This is a genomic window from uncultured Shewanella sp., assembly GCF_947501665.1.
Lineage (GTDB): Bacteria > Pseudomonadota > Gammaproteobacteria > Enterobacterales > Shewanellaceae > Shewanella.
Genome location: NZ_CANMWS010000018.1, coordinates 24,968 through 43,346, shown reverse-complemented (window position 1 = coordinate 43,346; position 18,379 = coordinate 24,968). Strand labels below are relative to the sequence as shown.

The 18,379-nt window shown below is 39.0% G+C and carries 14 protein-coding genes and 1 pseudogene; all 15 read right to left on the bottom strand.

Annotated features, from left to right (window positions below):
* Positions 1–2: 2 nt before the first annotated feature.
* Positions 3–2,579, bottom strand: coding sequence for an ATP-dependent chaperone ClpB (clpB, locus tag Q0976_RS14775; protein WP_299494632.1), 2,577 nt, complete (start codon positions 2,577–2,579; stop codon positions 3–5).
* Positions 2,580–2,852: 273 nt separating this feature from the next.
* Positions 2,853–3,173, bottom strand: a pseudogene (locus Q0976_RS14770) (transposase); the annotation flags it as partial.
* Between the two features lie 224 nt (positions 3,174–3,397).
* Positions 3,398–5,332, bottom strand: coding sequence for a hypothetical protein (locus Q0976_RS14765; protein ID WP_299494631.1), 1,935 nt, complete (start codon positions 5,330–5,332; stop codon positions 3,398–3,400).
* A 247-nt stretch (positions 5,333–5,579) separates the two neighbouring features.
* Positions 5,580–6,413 (bottom strand): hypothetical protein, encoded by an 834-nt coding sequence (locus Q0976_RS14760; RefSeq protein ID WP_299494630.1) that lies wholly within the window; start codon positions 6,411–6,413, stop codon positions 5,580–5,582.
* Positions 6,410–6,799 carry a DUF4280 domain-containing protein gene (locus Q0976_RS14755; protein ID WP_299494629.1) on the bottom strand — a complete coding sequence of 130 codons (390 nt, stop codon included), beginning with the start codon at positions 6,797–6,799 and terminating at the stop codon, positions 6,410–6,412. Before Q0976_RS14755 ends, Q0976_RS14760 begins: the two co-directional genes overlap by 4 nt.
* A 3-nt stretch (positions 6,800–6,802) precedes the next feature.
* Positions 6,803–8,509 (bottom strand): hypothetical protein, encoded by a 1,707-nt coding sequence (locus tag Q0976_RS14750; protein ID WP_299494627.1) that lies wholly within the window; start codon positions 8,507–8,509, stop codon positions 6,803–6,805.
* A gap of 84 nt (positions 8,510–8,593) precedes the next feature.
* Positions 8,594–9,589: a type VI secretion system protein IglI family protein gene (locus Q0976_RS14745; protein ID WP_299494626.1), complete on the bottom strand. Its 996-nt coding sequence runs from the start codon at positions 9,587–9,589 to the stop codon at positions 8,594–8,596.
* Entirely contained in the window at positions 9,571–10,482 is a 912-nt protein-coding gene (locus tag Q0976_RS14740) for a hypothetical protein (RefSeq protein WP_299494625.1), read from the bottom strand. Before Q0976_RS14740 ends, Q0976_RS14745 begins: the two co-directional genes overlap by 19 nt.
* Complete coding sequence (locus tag Q0976_RS14735) at positions 10,479–11,090, bottom strand: DotU family type IV/VI secretion system protein (protein ID WP_299494624.1); 612 nt, start codon at positions 11,088–11,090, stop codon at positions 10,479–10,481. The genes Q0976_RS14740 and Q0976_RS14735 overlap by 4 nt, the downstream gene beginning before the upstream one ends.
* Before the next feature lie 136 nt (positions 11,091–11,226).
* Positions 11,227–12,843 (bottom strand): type VI secretion system baseplate subunit TssF, encoded by a 1,617-nt coding sequence (locus Q0976_RS14730; RefSeq protein ID WP_299494623.1) that lies wholly within the window; start codon positions 12,841–12,843, stop codon positions 11,227–11,229.
* A 76-nt stretch (positions 12,844–12,919) separates the two neighbouring features.
* Positions 12,920–13,309 (bottom strand): hypothetical protein, encoded by a 390-nt coding sequence (locus Q0976_RS14725; protein WP_299494622.1) that lies wholly within the window; start codon positions 13,307–13,309, stop codon positions 12,920–12,922.
* Between the two features lie 29 nt (positions 13,310–13,338).
* Positions 13,339–14,676 (bottom strand): type VI secretion system baseplate subunit TssK, encoded by a 1,338-nt coding sequence (tssK, locus tag Q0976_RS14720; protein ID WP_299494621.1) that lies wholly within the window; start codon positions 14,674–14,676, stop codon positions 13,339–13,341.
* A 112-nt stretch (positions 14,677–14,788) separates the two neighbouring features.
* Positions 14,789–15,367 carry a hypothetical protein gene (locus Q0976_RS14715; protein ID WP_299494620.1) on the bottom strand — a complete coding sequence of 193 codons (579 nt, stop codon included), beginning with the start codon at positions 15,365–15,367 and terminating at the stop codon, positions 14,789–14,791.
* A gap of 73 nt (positions 15,368–15,440) precedes the next feature.
* A complete protein-coding gene (gene tssC / locus Q0976_RS14710) occupies positions 15,441–17,330 on the bottom strand; it encodes a type VI secretion system contractile sheath large subunit (protein WP_299494619.1) in 1,890 nt (629 codons plus the stop codon).
* Positions 17,331–17,347: 17 nt separating this feature from the next.
* A complete protein-coding gene (gene tssB / locus Q0976_RS14705; protein WP_299494618.1) occupies positions 17,348–17,863 on the bottom strand; it encodes a type VI secretion system contractile sheath small subunit in 516 nt (171 codons plus the stop codon).
* Positions 17,864–18,379 lie beyond the last annotated feature (516 nt).

The window sequence follows — 18,379 nt, the reverse complement described above, 5'->3', positions numbered from 1 at the left end:
GCCTAACCTTGTGTGAAGACAAACTCATTCCGATCGACATCGAGAAATAATCGTTTTGCGACATCAATCTCTAACGCTAAAATGAGATCGGCTAGCGGATTTTCTATCCATTGCTGAATAGCTCTTTTTAAGGGTCTGGCACCCAATGCTGGCTCAAACCCTTTCGTTAATATACTCGACAGTGCCATCTCTGAGTATTCCAAGCAAATATCATTAGTTTGCAAGCGACTTTTTAGCGCGTTTAATTGAATAGCGGCGATTTTTTTAAGGTGTTCTTTTTCTAATGAGTGAAATACCACTGTTTCATCAATGCGGTTTAAAAACTCGGGTCTAAAATAGTCGCTAATCACGGGCGTGATTTTCTGTTTGAGATCCGAATAACTTAGCTCGCCATTAGCAGCCATGATCAGATCAGAGCCCATATTCGACGTCATAATCACGACCGTATTGCGAAAATCCACCGTTCTCCCTTGCCCATCGGTTAATCTGCCATCTTCAAGCACTTGCAATAAGAGATTAAAAACATCGGGATGGGCTTTTTCGACTTCATCGAGCAAGATCACCGAATAAGGTTTACGCCTCACTAGCTCGGTTAAATACCCTCCATCTTCATAACCCACATAACCAGGAGGTGCGCCGACTAATCGAGAAACCGAGTGTTTTTCCATAAACTCCGACATATCCACACGGATCATGGCCTCTTCTGAATCAAACAGAAAATGGGCTAACGCTTTACTCAGCTCGGTTTTCCCCACCCCCGTGGGCCCCAAAAATAAAAACGAGCCGCTCGGACGTTTAGGATCTGACAAACCTGCTCGAGCGCGCTTTACCGCGTTCGAAATAGCATTAACAGCTTCTGTTTGACCAATCACTCTTGAATGTAAATGTGTTGCAATGTTGAGCAATTTCTCTCTTTCTTCTGCCAACATTTTATTAACCGGAATACCTGTCCATTTAGAGACAACATAGGCGATTTCATGCTCGCTGACCTTATTACGAATTAAGGTGTTATCTTTTAACGCATTAGTATGCAGTGCAGCTAGATTTTGTTCTAATGCGGGAATTCGGCCATATTGTAACTCAGACATTCTTGTTAAATCAGTAGCACGTGTCGCAATTTCCAATGCTACTTTTGCGTGTTCTAACGCCGTTTTAAGGGTTTGGATTTCAAGAACGTCGGACTTCTCACTTTTCCAAATTTCATCCAAACCGATAAACTCTTTTTCAAGCACACTAATTTTTTCTTCCAACGCTAACAGACGTTTTTTAGAACCGTCATCTTTTTCTTTTAATAAAGCTTCCTTTTGAATTTTTTGTTGAATAAGCTTTCTTTCCACTGTGTCCAGTTTTTCGGGTTTTGAATCAATTTCCATACGAATTAAACTGGCCGCTTCGTCAATAAGGTCAATCGCTTTGTCAGGTAATTGCCGGTTTGTTATATAACGATGAGACAAGGTCGCCGCCGCAACAATGGATGGGTCAGTAATATCCACACCATGATGAATTTCATAACGTTCTTTCAGACCGCGTAAAATAGCAATAGTATCTTCCACGGTAGGCTCTTCAACCAGTACTTTTTGAAATCTTCTCTCTAATGCAGCGTCTTTCTCTACGTACTGACGATATTCATCCAAGGTTGTTGCGCCAACACAATGTAGTTCACCCCGAGCCAAAGCAGGCTTCAGCATATTACCTGCATCCATAGAACCTTCACTTTTTCCTGCGCCCACCATAGTATGGAGCTCATCAATGAACAGGATCACTTGTCCATCTAACGCTTCTAATTCCTTAAGCACCGCTTTAAGGCGCTCTTCAAACTCGCCTTTAAACTTTGCGCCTGCAATTAACGCAGCAAAATCTAACGATAAAACCCGTTTATGCTTAATGCCCTCTGGCACTTCTCCGTTCACGATCCTTTGTGCTAAGCCTTCAACTACAGCCGTTTTACCGACACCCGGCTCACCAATTAACACGGGATTATTCTTAGAACGCCTCTGCAGCACTTGAATGGCTCGTCTTATTTCTTCATCTCGCCCTATCACCGGATCGATTTTCCCCTGCCTTGCGCGTTCAGTCAGATCGGTGGTAAATCGGCGCAGCATCGCTTCATCATCGTGTACCTCGGCGTCATCAAGATCACCAATACTGGGAGTGTACTCCATGGCCGCCAGCATGGCGTCTTTATCAGCGCCCAATGAATTCAATATTCGACCCAAGTCGCCTTTATCTGCAATAGCGGTAATAACAAAAATCTCACTGTTCACCATGGTAAAGGTGAGCTTATTGGCCAATGTATGGCTTTGCTTAACCAGTTTCGCCAGTTGTTTCGACATCCCCACGTCACTTTGGTGGTTTTTATCTTTTTTAAAACCACTAATCACCGCATCGATTTGCGAGTGTAATTCAGTCATCTTTAATCCATGTCGAAGCAGCATATCGCAGACAGCACTATTCGGTAAATTCAGCATCGCCTTCAGTAGATGGACTGGTTCAATAAACGCACTTGCATTAACGGCCGCAATTTTTTGAGCATCAACCAAGGCAAGTTGAAACTGATAGGAAAATTTTTCCATTTTCATAGGAGATCCTTGCGGTATTAGTAGTTTATGATTATGTTGTAAGTAATATTTTTAGATTAACTAATTGGACTAATAAAAATAGTAATATTGAACGTATTACATTTTATGGGTGGCAATTTGTAGACATGAGGCTCTTGATTCTTGTCACTGACTGCACAAAGTGTTGCGTGTTCTAAATTATCTAGTTATTGAAATAGACAAAAGGGATTAATGACAACCATAGTAAAGGGGTTGAGCTTGTGCAATTAACTATGCTTATTCTAGTTAATTTTTCTGCTGGGTTAATAAGGTGCCTTTGAAAAGTTGATGCCATCGTTGTAGCACCTCTTCTATTGACCAAGCTTTCGCGCTAACTTCATCAATGAATAACACCACATGGGTATGGTTGCTCATGATCGCATAAGCACAAACATCAATGGCAAAGACTTGGCTCAAAGTTACTAACTTACCTTCTACCCAAGATCGCCTGTGCTCAAAACTCTTTCCGCTGACCTTATCTTCTCCGCATAAATAGGCGCGACGTACACATCGTGAAACACAGTGATAATAAGACATATCGACTAAACTTATCAGCTGTTTTCTCGCGTTAGTCATATAAAAGCTCCTACCTTGACTAGTAAGTTAACCATAGAAAGGGTTGAGCTTTTGCAATTAACAGTGGATGTCCTAGTTTACTGCTTTCGAATTAACTAGTCGGTACCACTAACAGCACAAAAGCTTGTGTTCTTTAAATTGTCAGCTATTGAAAGAAACAAAAGAGATGAATGACAGCCATAGTTAAGGGGTTAATATTTTGCACTTAACGATGGATGTTCTGGTTAATTACTAGAAACTATGTCTTTTCTTAAACCAGACTTAATTAATAGCAACTTTAACACCTCATGAGTTTTCTTGTGGTATTGTAGAAGATCGTTACTAAGTTCTCTCTTATTTTGCATTATGTCGTATGTTGCTTTGTAATCTAACCAAGGTAGGAATACTGAATCGTCATAAAAATCTGCTTTCGAAGCGTATTTTTGTTCTTTTTGTTCTGGAGTTAACCCTAAAAACAATCTAGCCGCAGTTGCTTTCTCTTCTTTTGTTTTTGACGTGTGTCCCCCCAATGCTGGAAGGTTTTTTTTCGTAGTTTTTATTACCTTGTCAAATCTATGATTAAACTCTCTAGACATATTTATCGTTTCAAGTTTTTTTGACCGCAGCTGATGATAACTCTGCTCGCTATTGGGCAGTACACTGAGGTCTAATTTGTTGAACATTACTAGACCGATTACATATTCAGGAAAATCCGTTGTTTGAAACTGTCTAAACAATTCATTCTCTCTACAGTTTTCTCTAAAAACTTTAGTCTCTGGCATGTTACTTAAATAGGCCCAAAACCAATCTCTCCAATTTATTAATTTGGAACCAGCTTCAACCTTTCTTTCATCAGTCATGAAATATGCCGCACTAGCTGCGCAATCAGACAAACAATAACTTACAACTTTTAACATATTTAATGTTGGAGGTAATGAACAGATTCTAGTCGACCCAAAATAGGCCGAAATTAATTCATGAATTAGTGACAAGGCTACTGCCAGTTTATTTGCCCGCTTCTTATTATCATATTTTTTAATAGATTTGTAGGGTAATGAATCAATTAAGCCTTTGACGTGCAGGTCGACTCGATTGTCGAAAACAATTGAATTACTTCCTATTAACTCGTCTTTGTAAGCGACATATTTTGCCTTAGTTAAATGAACCCTAGATCGAGTTATTGAATTAAGCAACTCAAATGTCTCTCCACTAGTAATGGAAGTCCCCTTGAGTAACTTACTGTAATTTTGGTCCTGAAAGTTATTTATATTAGTTCTAAGGTTGTGTAGTGTTTTCCACATCCGACTATTTTTTGTCATGTAAGAACTAGCATTAACACCCAACTTATTAATATCAGCTAAAGATATTAATTCCCCTTGTTTATCTGTAAACAATCCACTTTCAAGGTCTCGTATTCCATCCTTTTGACTAATGTCTGCTATCGATATTCCAGCAAGCACTTTTAACTTAGCAGCGTTAACTTCATTAATATATATGAAGCGTAGCTTATGTATTACTTTTTCTTCATGTTGATCTACTTCAAACGCTAACTTTTTCACTATATCCTTATTCATACGATATTTACTTTTATTAGTCAGAGCATCGAACTTTCCCTTTAACTCCTTAGATGCACAACTCACCCATTCCAACTCCATTCTTTCCAATTTCATTCGATCGTCATCTTGAAACAAAGTAGGGTTTCCTGTCGACAAATTATATCCCTTTGCACCATCAACAGTTAAAGCAGAGCTAACGCCATTTGAATGGTCGCCAAAGAGACTAAAACCTCCCCCGGAAAATACCGTGCCTTTTGCATCACCATGACCTGATCTGAGAACCTCGTATGTCCCATTCAACGGATCTCTTATTATTTTTTGTAAGAGACCAGCATACCCCCCTACAAAAGGTACACTTTTAAGACCCGCAAGTACTATCGCGGCAGAAAACTTTGCAACCGTTGCACATTTTTGATCAAACCGTTCATCCCAACGAACCATATGTCCTAAATGTAATGCTTCCTCTTCAATTTGTCGATTCAGGTCATTAGTTAATTCTGCACACTTTTGTTTTCTATATTGACGTTCCGCTACTTGTCTTGCATTATCACTGCCTTTCCCTCCCCTACCTTTGACTTTGTACTGAGTTAGCTTTGTATCTCGGTCATATCTTTCTAGAGTCATAATTCACCTCATAAATAGTGCGAGAATAACTCGCTTTGATTAGCTTAAATTGATAAGTATTTTAGAATTAACCCGTTTCTCTTATTGTCGTAGATGACAGTTGGAATTTTGATACAGGTAATTCTTAAATTGCATAGCTACATTGCAAATAGATAGAATGATTTATATTCTTTGTGCATCGTGCTATCTATGCAAAGTTCTACTTTATTGTTGTTTTATCATTTTTTTTGATATTTAAATTTACAGTTCACCCCCCCGATATAAACTGCAATACCCCTCTTTGCTTGCCTACTTGTGCAAAAGACGTCATCACCACATCAAGTGGGCAAATATTTTTGTCAGAAGCATTAAAGAAAGCCAATAACTTAATAAAATCTGTTGCTGGGATCTGGGTTTGTCGATTAAGTGCCTTGGCTTGATAATAATTAAACGCATTCAGTAATGATTGACCTTGATCAATATACCAATACTCTGTTGATTCTAATGCGTGCGCTTCAAAGGCATCGTATCCTTCCATGCTTTGCATGTTGTGCACCACCAGCATCACGTCGGTTTTTTTACGCCAAGCAGTTAGTTCACCAATAATTGAATTAATGTCATGAATTAGCTGATGAATAGCCTCGGTGGTTAACGACGTCAAATGTCGCGCATTAAAGGTCAACATGATCTGTGATGATGGATAGAAAAACGATCCCCGTAATTTCATTAGTTGCAGTTTCGTTTTTGGTAACACATCCCCAATAAACTCACTGGGAATAGACATGGGATCGACTTTTTCACCCACGTGATGTTTAGCATACAGCTCCGCCAGCTTGACAGGGTTGGGTTGCTCATGACCAATAATGAGCAGTTTTCGCGTATAAGCTTGGTATTTTTTCCAATATTGATACAAAACATAAAAAATAATGGCACTGATAACAACGACAGCCAACACCATAGCCCCTTTGCTTAAATCTGTGAGCAAGACCTCTGATACGACTTGCTCTTGACCCACTATATTCCTCAATAGAATAAAGATAACGGCACTGATTAAAAACATCACACACAGTGATATGCCGATTGATATGACTGACTTATTCATAAAATAGCCTCTACTTTTATTTGTCCAGGTTGTTGTATTTCGATGACACCACCCCACATACACATGAGCTTGCTGTCTTTGGTTAAAATTGGCGCGCCCGCTAGCAACACCGTTGGATCGCCAGGTACCCAAGGCGCCATAGTGCCGGGTATACAAGGCATTGGCGTTAACGCTCCCAACGCGGCGGCTGTTGCGGCGGCTGTTGCGGGAAAAGCGAGTGATTTGCAGGGGCCAAACGTCGGAATATTCATCATAGGTTTGTGATCTAAAATGTTGGCACCTGGGGTCGTTTCAAATACTCTATTTATCGGTGGCACAATAAGCGCTGCTGGGATCGTTCCAAAAGGACACTTCATCAGTGCCCCCATACTCACACATTTAGGCATAGATTATTCCTCACGCGTTTGTAGAATGAGACTCCCTTCTTCTAATTGGATCAGTTCCGTGTCTTTACCTTTTATTCGCTTTAAACTCAGTACCGGTTTACTTTGCTTATATTCATGTTTGAGCGCAGTTTGGTCGGTTTCATTTTTTCCAAAGAGAATATGATTACCTTGGGAGCCAAGCGGCAACTTAACATCTTTACCCCAACTCAATATTTTGGCAATTGCAGCGCGGTTTAAGTCAAATTTCACCAATACTCTTGTCTCTTTGTATAACGGGAAATAAAAATGAGCATTAAGAAAATCTGGCTCAAAAAAGACTTTGATTTTCTTCCCCCAAAGCGGAATAAACACTTCATATTCTTCTTGCCTAGATTTATCATTTGTTTGAATATGATAGGTTTTATCTTTTTTATCGCCAATGCCACTAACAATCCTTCCTTCGACAAAGAAGGGATAATTCGTCGGTGTTGAATCTGGAAAGCGTTTACAGGCGTTTTCTAGTAACTCTGCTTTTACCTCGTAGTGTAAAAAGTACTCTGTTGATATTGCATCCAGATCATTTTCTTGGTGTGAATTAACGGCATGGGTTCGTAGTGTTATTTGATAACTACGATATTTTTTATTTGAAAACAGTGCCGTCTTGCCCCACACTTTTTCATCCACCCTAAAATTACAACCTGGGTAATAATTTTGTAGTGGCCACTGTGACAGCTCTGCAAGCAGCTCTTCACCATGGGCCCCCAACAATGCTTGCTGTTTCTTTTTTGAATGATCAAATTTTGCGACAATGGGCTCTCGATACAACACATCATGATAAATGTTTGCATGGCTAAACGTTTGTTTAATCACTTCTGTCTTAGCGCCTTCGGCGATGCCGTTATTTAATCGAAGGGCATGGCGTTGAGTTTCAGGCCACACCGAGGTGATTTTTTTGACTTCATGAGGCAAAAATTCTTCTATTTTGTCTTCCGGTTTTTTCTTATCTATAATTTTGTATTGGTGGCTTTTATAGTCATATACCCAATACCCTTCAACCGAAATCAAATAAAGCATTAAAAAATCGTAAAAACTGGCCAGATTTTGTGGTCCCGTTGCAATTGAACTGTGTCCATTCGTCAAGGCTAAACCAAGCGCAATCAATGGCTGCTCTTCTTCTAATGCTGAGTGACTGTATTCAACCTTTATTCTTGCATTCACTTGGTTTTCGATGATCTTGCGCATTGTCGACTTAATTTCTAACTCACAAGGGTAGTGTTGCGTCCAAAGTGCTTGCGCGGCATCACAAAACCAGATTTCATAATATCGATAAAGCACCGGCCTTGCGTCCATCGCCAAGTATTGTTTTTCGTGAAGGGATTTTTCTTTAACAACTGCTTTAAAGGTCAAAGGTTTGATATCGTCTTCACCATGATCGATGGTGGGCAATATCTCTAACTTAATATCAATGATCGCTTCAGTAGAAAAAGGGGTCACTAATTTATCGGGCGTTTTATCGGTACCCATCCAGAAACCTAACCTACCATCAAAACCATAACTATTAAGCTCAACCTCCAGCACTTTGATATTCGCGCCAGGTATCAAATGCTCTTTCCCTTCAATCGTCAATGTCAGTTTTTTAGACAGCTTCTCAATGATTGGAGGCTCTTCTATTTGTGGTGTGGAATTAGCTTTGGCATTGTTAGTTGCTTGCTTATACCATTGAGGTACCATCAGTTCACTCCTATTAAGATCCCCTTTTACCCATTTGATTAACGGCTCATGTGGTGAAGGGTCGTGTGGTTAACGATAGTGTTGCTAACGATAGGAGTCATTATCGTCATCTTCTGGATAATTATTTCCAGCGTTTGACGGTGCTTCAGGCGTTATTTCAAGTGCTTTAAAACTGTCTATATCAACCGACAAGTTTTCCATTAACGCTTGCCATTGATTGGGTTCATGGGCGTGAATGTATTTCATAAAGCATGCCGAATTTTGCGCTTTAATCGCGGTATAACGCGAAAATACCTTGGGAAAATAAAGTAGCGGATTGAAGTTCGCTAACTCATATTGAATATTTTCTACCACGACAGCCCCCTTATAAAGCTCATCTCTTTGCACTAATACCTCAAGTAGTCTTATTTTTTCCATCAACTGGGCTAATGGAAATGAGCGTTCACCGTCAATGTTAACCGATTGAGAGTTAATCAGTTGAGTATTAACAGAGTCAATTGCTGGAGTCATTGATGACTGTGCAGAACCATCAGCCTTTATCTCTTCCTCTTCACCTTGAGCCGACAGCAATGGATAATAGATTGCTTGTATATCTTCAATAAACGGACAAGAAACTTGTAACTCAGGATACTGTTCTAACGTGACTTTTATCCGTTCTAACCTGTCATAAAGATCATTGATATCTTCTTGGATAGTCCCTAAAGAGGGCTTAAATCGTTCTAGACGTTTCAATATTTTTTTTAGAAACAACCGAATAGAATCGCTAAGGTTTGACGCCAACACGACGTTTGCTTCAGGCAAATTACCATACTCAATGAGCAGTTTTTCTACGACTTTCAACACATTTTCAAAACAATGATTTTCAACCGTTACCCAGCTACTATAGAGGTAATAAAATGTCATTCTAATATCATAGGCATCTGTCGGTATGATTTCATCGCCTAACTCAATGATTCTTGTAAAGTCTCCATTTATCCACCATCCAGAAAACTGTTGAAAGTTTTTCTCTATCAATATGTCTGAGAAATCACTCTCTATTTTAATGTCGCTAATAAGATGCGCTAAACCTGAATTCGGCATTTGTCTGTCCAATCACTATTATTTTGTTTTAGGGGCTTAACTCGCCTGACAAAACCACTATGCACCTCGACACCTCTCAATGCTTGCTGGCCAGTACTTAAGGAATGAATACCTAATCGACTCAAATTAACAAGATGGATATCTTGCAAGGGTTCATCAGTTTGAAAGTTAATCGTCAAATATATTTCTTTGTCATCAAGCAAAGGAAAAATGTAATCTTGCAAACGACGTTTAATTTCTTCTTCCCAATTAAAATAAAAGCGATAGTCTTTTGTTTTAAGTTTCAATTCAACCAATTGATTTAGGTTCGCCCCTTTGGCCTTTCCACCTAATGTCGTCAGGGATCCCATATTCGCTCGACCAAAAATTAATGACTTTGATCCCAGTGTTACGCCTGCAGTGTTCTGAGAAAATGTCAAATTAAACTCGGGAAAGACCAGTTTAAAGAGCCAGTGCAAACTGGTATCGGTCGGCATACACTCTAATACCATATGCTGCTTTACAAGCGTCGCCCAATTTGAAAAATATTGACTATTCAATTCTGGATAAATTTGCCCGATAAAGTCTTGAATAACGAGGTGATCTAAAAACCCAAGTACTTTACTAAGTTGTTTTCCATCAACTTCATCGGTTTCAATTTGCTTTAACCAAAACGACGGTAATGGTGTTTGTGCACCAAGAATACCAAAATTGATAACAATTTGGACTTCTTCACCATAGAAGGAAATGGCTTCTATTAGTCGATCTTGTGATGCGAGTGAGTGATTACTCGTAAACCAAATTTTATCTTCACCAAAACCGTAGTGGTTCAACAGCCTATATAATGCAAGCAAGTCGAATCGGACCAAATTCGCTTTTATCTTATTTTCAATTGCAAAAGAAAATGTACTCATATTGACAATTCTGGTTGCAATTTATTCATAGGAAATCGTTCTAATTGAACCACTGAAGCATAAGGGTTAGGCCTGATAACCTGACTAATCACCTCTTCCAACTTATCGAGATAAGATTGCTTTGCTGTATTATCTAAATAGTAACGTCCAACAAACCCTTGATTTAAACAGAAGTAATAAACATCTAAAACGTCAACCATCAGTTCACTTTGCTCGAGTAGTTTATCCAAACAAGTGTAAAAATAATGACCTCCTGAACGAATATTAAGCTTTGAATGTTGTACCCCTCGCCATTTTACCGGATCAATGCCATTTTGAGCGATACGAGCACATTCATCGCTATAGATAGTTAACGCGATCATTATCCAATTGACTTTCTCTGGCTCAAGTTCTTGCAGAAGGGATGCTTCACATTTATCTAATGCACTGAGAAGAGCAGATTCAATTAAGTTTATCTCAATATTACTGGCGACCTTCTCTGGCTCAATGATTGACAATTCGGCACTGACTCCCTGTATCATTCCTTGCTGTTCAAATGATCTGCCGCTTAGAAGTTGCTCCCTCTCACAGATAAAACGATAGATAGTCTTCCAACCGTTAACCTTCATAATTCCTCCTGTTTTTATAGGTTATTTTTAGTTATCCATTCGACTGTTTCTGACTCTACTATTCTCGAGATTAATTAACTCAATGAGAAAGTTGGCATTGTGATTGTCACACAAGTCGTCATCAGCCATTGTGCTGCTACATCTGATAGTCACATTTTATTTTAATGGGTATTGCACTAATCCAATGGGTTAATAGGTGTGCTAAACGTCGGTTAAAATCGATGACTAATGGCTCAAGATAATGATCAACATGATGCAGCGATAACACATACTCTAACCCTTTGCACGCCCTGCCACTGTCCAATATAAATGTCGACTCTCTTGCGTGAATCGTGTTTATCAATGATCGTATTACCTTATAGTCGCCTGCCCACACACTGCTGAGTGAATCGAGCATGAGGATAATGTCTCCTACCTCGAGTTTCGCTTTATTTTTCAAGGCTGATAAAGAGAGATACTGCTCTGGGGTCAACTCAACAGGGTCTTGGTAAGGCACTATTTTTTGCTGAATATTAGGCAATAACTGTAAGCTGAGTTCTGGACAGTCCATGTCATAAAAACGCACAGAAATATCTTTCCACAGTTGCTGTTTAAACGCGGGTTGGTGCCACAGTGCCTGAACAACTATTTGTACGGGTTCTTCAAATGACTGTGGCATATTCAAAGATAAAGCAGGTAACCTTCTGCCATTAACTGAGTTTAAATGGATTTCATAATTTCCAGGCTGGTTTTTTATCACCCCCGTTTGCAGTGCAATTCTTTGGTTGTCTTCAATCAGATAAACGCCTTCTATCTGGCTTAATTCCATATCAGGCTTATCGCTAGGGGGCATAATTGGATAACTCGACTGAATACCATCACACTCAATCGGCTTTGCTTCATCCGGCAATCTGTTTTCAACAGCAATCACATTAAGTTGAAACATGTCTTTTGTTAACCGGAGACTTTCCGGCCAAGAGCAGTCTAAGACAATTTCAAAAGTACAGGTTTGCCACCTTTGCGGTGCTTCGATGAGATCAATATTAAAATAAGACGCTTGCAGCGGCATATGAAAATAATACCGTGCTAACGCTACCGGATTGATGTCTGAAAACGAACCACTCGATTGTAATTGACAGCTTTTAGGTCTACCCACGAAATATTGGCAATCAACTCGTTTTCCACCATCAAATACAGCATGCACCGAGATACTGCTATCACTCAATAACTGTTGCAACTTCAGTGTCGATATCAGATCATCACCAACCCGTAAAAATAGATTCATGCCATCCAAGCAATGAGGGATTTCTGATAAATTTGAAACCGTTATTTTTAGTGTTGATTGATTCACTTTACCACCAAAGCACTCTATATTATCGAGTTTAACTGGCTGTATTTTTTGATCAAACAATGTTTTAAAAATCGCTTCTTCACCATCATTAGTCGATAAAATCATCGCTGTATCTCGAGTCAAGACTAGCGATTCAGCTAGGTTCTGTTGATTAACTTTAATGAGTGACATGCTGGGTAGTGGCGAGACTAAATAAGGATACAGTTGGTAAAAAAGTCGGTTATACAGTTGAGCGATATGTTTTTCCCCCGTCACTCGGTTTCTCGCGAGTAACAATGCTATTGATTCTACCAACTTCTTAATTTCTGGATTATTTTCACCTATAGGCGCATCAATAAAGCGCTCGGTGTAAAAATGACGAAAGTCATTAATATAGGCAATTTCATCACTGTAGGCTGTTTGGAGTTCTGAATTAAGTTCCATCAGGAATAACCTCAAATTATTATTCATCACGTTGACTAAAACGGTCGACCAATGCTTTTATCAAATACACTGCACATTATTGAAGCTTGATCATCGCACCTTCAACCTTAACCAACCCCTGCCCCTTAATATTGACAGTAGCCGATTTAATCGTTGCCATTGCTTTGGCATCAGCGGTCATGGTTGTTCCACTGTCAATATTAAAAGATGACCCGCTAGACATGCTGGTCGACATTTTAGACGTGAATTTGATGGTATCTGCTTTAACATTGAAGTGTTTACAATCAATAGAAACCGCATTAGGGGTTTGTACTATCTTACTTGTATTACTGACACTCACACTCTGCGTGGTAATTGAACTGCCATCCAGTACAATGGTATGTTTTACTCGGCCTGATTTGTTATCAACTGTAATCGTCACCCCATCATTTTTGTTTAACTCTACGCGACAAATCAAGGTACCCATTCCACTCTCCTTTTAATCTCTAGGGGACGTTAGAAAGACTCGACTTTTTCACTTATTTCGAAGGGTAGCTTTCGGTATAGATAAAAGCTCATATGGCGATAGGCTGATTGGGCGTAAAACCCGACATCATTATCTTGCTGAATATGTTTCCTCTCAGCCGATGGTACAAGCTCGAAACATTGAATATTGTCACCAAACTCATAACCAAAAGTGGGATTGTCAACGGGAAGTAACTCCCCACCATGCAATGCATAATCATTGAGTACTGGCACTCGCGCGCGACTGCTAAGTGTTGGTAAATCATCATGGTCTAATGGTGCCTGATTGTGACAGTCAACGACGAGATAGAGCTTATCATCTTGTTTAATGCCCGGCGGAAGCGGTGATGAATAAACACCATCAGTCAACAAGAGTTCAAAACATTGTGACTCACTTTTATTGATTTTCATTCTCAGGACTAACTGATTAATCAGATGGTTAAACAACGAATGTAATTCTTGATGACGATAGGGACTCGGCTCTCTTTCTGGCCACTCCCCTCGATATAATGTGATATCCGTTAATAGCGATTGTAAAGACTCATACAAATAATACGGGTGTAGTTTTAATTCTCCATGGGTACGCTCAGAAATATTCAAATTCTCCATGAGTCGAATATTTTCCTGTACACTATGCAAGCATTGTTTGACCCCGTATAAGAGCGATATCGGCAAATTTTTTGCGCTATATTCTTGTCTTAAATCCGCTCTAAATCGTCTCATAACAATCAATAGTTGTTTCAATGATGGTGCAAGATACGGTGAACGGCCTAACTGTATTAATGGTGGCACGAAGCTAGACGCAAGTTGCCAATCACTATTATATGGTTTTTCAAACTGTCCCAGACAACCTTGTTCGATAACATCGTGATCCGTCAGCAAGTATTCAAAATCAGCAGGGAGCACTTGATTTGCGCTCAATATCAATTTAAATAAGCGGCGACTAATATTGTCATTTTTAGGGATTAGTGGGGTTACTGAGTGATGTTGACTCGGCCCATTTTCTTTAAGCACATAATAATAAACATTAGGATCTCTATGGTCTTTTAATTCTACAGGGGCTGTCAACACCGTGCTATTACCAGGGAAATCTATAAATACACTATTCGCTTTAGTTAATAACCTCAACCTTATGATACTGAGACACCCCTCTTCAGCTAGCAGAGCTTCATCCCATTTGATGCTACTAATCCCATAAGACGGAAAGCCAAGTGTACTCACTCGCTCTGACGCTTCAGCGAGCAACGACTCCTCCTGTGCGATTAAATGTTCAGGAAGTAATGGCTGGCCAATTTCCCACTTGACGGGTGCAGGTACTTGATGTGTCATGAGATTTCCCTCTTAAAATTGATTATTATGGGTTCAAACAGCTAAGAAAACCTATCAGCTGATAATGGTGATTAAGGCATTAACGAGTAAAACAGCTGATAGGTAAACGGCTTTATGCCTTTACTGTTACGCCCCATTTTTTAGCGAACTTAGACGTATTGGATACCGCCATATGGATATCTTGTTCTTGATCTTCTGGCATCACCCCTAAACAGAAGTAAAAATTCTTAGGTGAGACAATAGTGGTAGAAAAATCATTATCAATATGCAGATTAAGCTCGCCACCCGATTTGTTCACTAATCCCAGCAGAGGCGCTGTTTCTGTATGAAAATTCATATAATACACTTTGGCTTTAGGGTCATATTCATAAATAGAAAAACCAACGGATACACTGGTATTACTTAAGTTGCTGTGTTGAAGTAACGTCGCAGCTTGCTTGTTATCAATGGAAATTTGACACCCAAAACTAATTGGATTGGCAAAACCACCTTCCCAGTCAATATTAGACACAATACCGACAACTTTTTTACTGCCACTTTCATTGATTTTCGTTGGATCCATCACCGCAATATCTGGCTTAAATTCCTTACCAGCAATTGACAATGTATTAATGTGTCCGACTAAGGTTTGTTCGTCTTTTTGAAAGTTAAAGCCCTGTGCAATATCACAGTTATATGATGTTCTAGCCATTTTAATTTTCCTTGTGGGTTATTGATGATATCCGCAATGCGCATCGTTATATCGCCATACAACATTGAAATAATCAGGTTCTTACATCTAATTTAAGCTCTACATCCATTCCTTCAAATTGGAGATGAGGCAAAATAGATATCTTGCTGTTATACCAACCGATCATCCCTTCTCTTTCTTCAGTTTCAGCGCTGACGGCTTTAAATGGATAGTATCGAAGCGTTCTATCATCTGGATTCTCAACGGTCGTCACGTATTGCGATAACCAACTTTGGATTGCTTCATTAATGTATTCTGACGTAGCCGATGTGCCAATATTGTCTCTCATAATGCACTTGATATAGTGCGCGATCCTTGTGATAGAAAATGTATATGACAAATTTGAAACTAACTGAGAGTTTTCTGAATCTTTGGGGTCTTTATATTGCTTTGATTTTCTAATGGATTGACTACTAAAAAAACAAGCATCAGAGCTGCCCTTACGATAAATGAGTGGTATAAACCCAGCATTGGCAAATTGTAATTCACGATAATCAGGAATGGTCATTTCAATCGGTGACTTTAGCTCTTGTTGCCCATTTAAGTTAAAGGAATAGCTCGGAAGATATTCAATTAACCCACCGCCCTTCGGTCCTCTAATATATTGGCACCATCCAGAATCAGAAAAAGATTGGATCATATTTTTACAAAAAAGCAGTGCTGCATTTCCCCAAAGGTAATCTTTATGCCCTTCTACAATATCAATTCTTTCATCAAAACCAATTCCGCCTGAGTTCGTTCTCGCTTCATAAGGCGCTCGTAGTAGGAACTTAGGCAATGTCATCCCAAGATAGGCCGCCTCTTCTGATCCTCGTAATTCATTCCACTTATCAAACCTAGGATGATTCAGGTGTGCATCAAGATCTTTGATATCAGCAAGCTCTTGAATACTCTCGCATCCAAAAAACTCAGGCCCTACAGATGAAATAAAGGGTGCATGACTCGCGGCTGCCACTTTCCCCATAGTACTCAAGAATTTTCGATCGGGTTCACTATTTTCAAATTCATATAAACCAAGAATGGAGCCATAAGGATTACCACCATATTGATCGTATTCAGCAACGTAGATTTTCTTAAATAGATCACTATTCGTTAAATCAACTGAATTATTTTCTAAATCTTCCCTTAACTCTTCTTTGGTGCAATCTAACATATCGATCATTATATTCGCCGACCAATCTGTACTTTCTATCAATCCTTGCAAGCCTAACCAGTTTGACTCCAATGCTTTGAAGTTTTCATCATGTAAGATAGCGTTAAGGTGTTGGTTTATTTTATCGTCGATATCAGTACTTAAGTTCAATACTTTTTGACGAATATTTGCCATCGCCAAACCCGCGTCATCATCGTCCGGCAGAATCTCATTAAAAACAGCGGTCGCGATGCAACCTAAAAAATAATCGGCGGCTTGCTCGTTCTCACTCAGCAACAAGGCTTTATCTGATAGCACTAAATCGTCAAGTTCCGTTTGCTTCTTATTGAGCTTGTTAACATCCTTAACGACTCGATAATACGCATTTCGAATAGAGAATTCGATGTTAGCGGTCTCTTCAAGTTCAGGTGTTAATTCAGAAAACTTCTCATCGGCTAAATCGGAAGAAGTAATAATCGTTTCTAGGACACTATTAAGTGACGTAGAAAAATCACGGTCGACGGATTCTATGCTCTCGTCAAGAAACGACTTTGCTTCATTACACTTTTCTTTAATGGAAATAAACGATTTTTTATAGTTTTCGATACTATCATCTTCAAAGAAATCAGCCGCAGGCTCCAGTATTCTTGCCACTTTCTCCTTAAGATCATCGACTCTCTTCGTATTGGCCTTTTTGACGAGTAACGATTCGAGTGTCTCAGGCATATAATTCAAACTACCACCTAATTCTTCAAGGTGAGTATTATCAATAGTCAATATTTCAGTAGCCACTAACATTCTCCTTATGATTAATTGGGTTGATTTTCCGATGACATTAATGCAGGAAGAAAAGTTGAATTCTCTTCATAACTTGGCGACATCATCGTTCTTAGCGCCGCAACGGCATCAGGACTGTCAATGAGATTCTTTAACGCCTGACGAAACTTTCCGCTATTGTTGATGCTTGATAGCAACGTATTCAGCATTTTTTTAAACTTGACTAAATCATTCATATTTTGGATCTCGTTACAAACGCTATGCGGCATAAACGAGTCAACACTTGAGATTGGGACACTATGACTTATCCCATCAGCATCTTGCACCGATGCTTTCACTTTCATCTTCTCTAAAACAGCATTAAGATTCTTTCCATCGAACCTTGTAATACTTCTTTCAGAAAAGTCTGCTTTTTCCGAACTTTTTCCTGAGAAGTCCCCAAGAATTAAAATGCGTAATGGTAATTCAACATCTTCAGAATCTCCTTTTATTTCAGTATTATACCTAAGTGTCATTCTCGACTTTGGAATCGTATCTTGTACGGCCATATTTGATCCTCTCTTTAGTTTTATTGATTAAAGTTTTTTGATCACGCAGCATATTCCTCTTCTGGAAAATAAATGTTTTTGTCATAAACGTGATCAATACAGAAAGATAAACAGTTAGTACCATTTTGAATCAGTTATCAGCACATTTAGATAACTATGATTGGCAATATTTTTGTGACTACGAACCTTTTCAATTAACGCTAAACGTTTTATGGCTTATTGATAATGGCTCTGCAACGTTTAAAGATTTATTTGAATATCAGTATATTTAATAACAATATGCTGGCTGATTTTTATTAATGAATGAGGATTTTTAGTATAGGGTTATTAAACTCAATACTGTCCCAGGATTCAAAGGAACCTGGAAATTAATTCAATTACTTTATAATGAAAAAACCCCATAACCACTTTTATAAAAAGACGTATTATGAGGTTTATGTCAGTAATACAACGTCACTAACAACACACCATTATTAACTTGCCACACTTAACTTATATTACAATAAAAGCTATTAT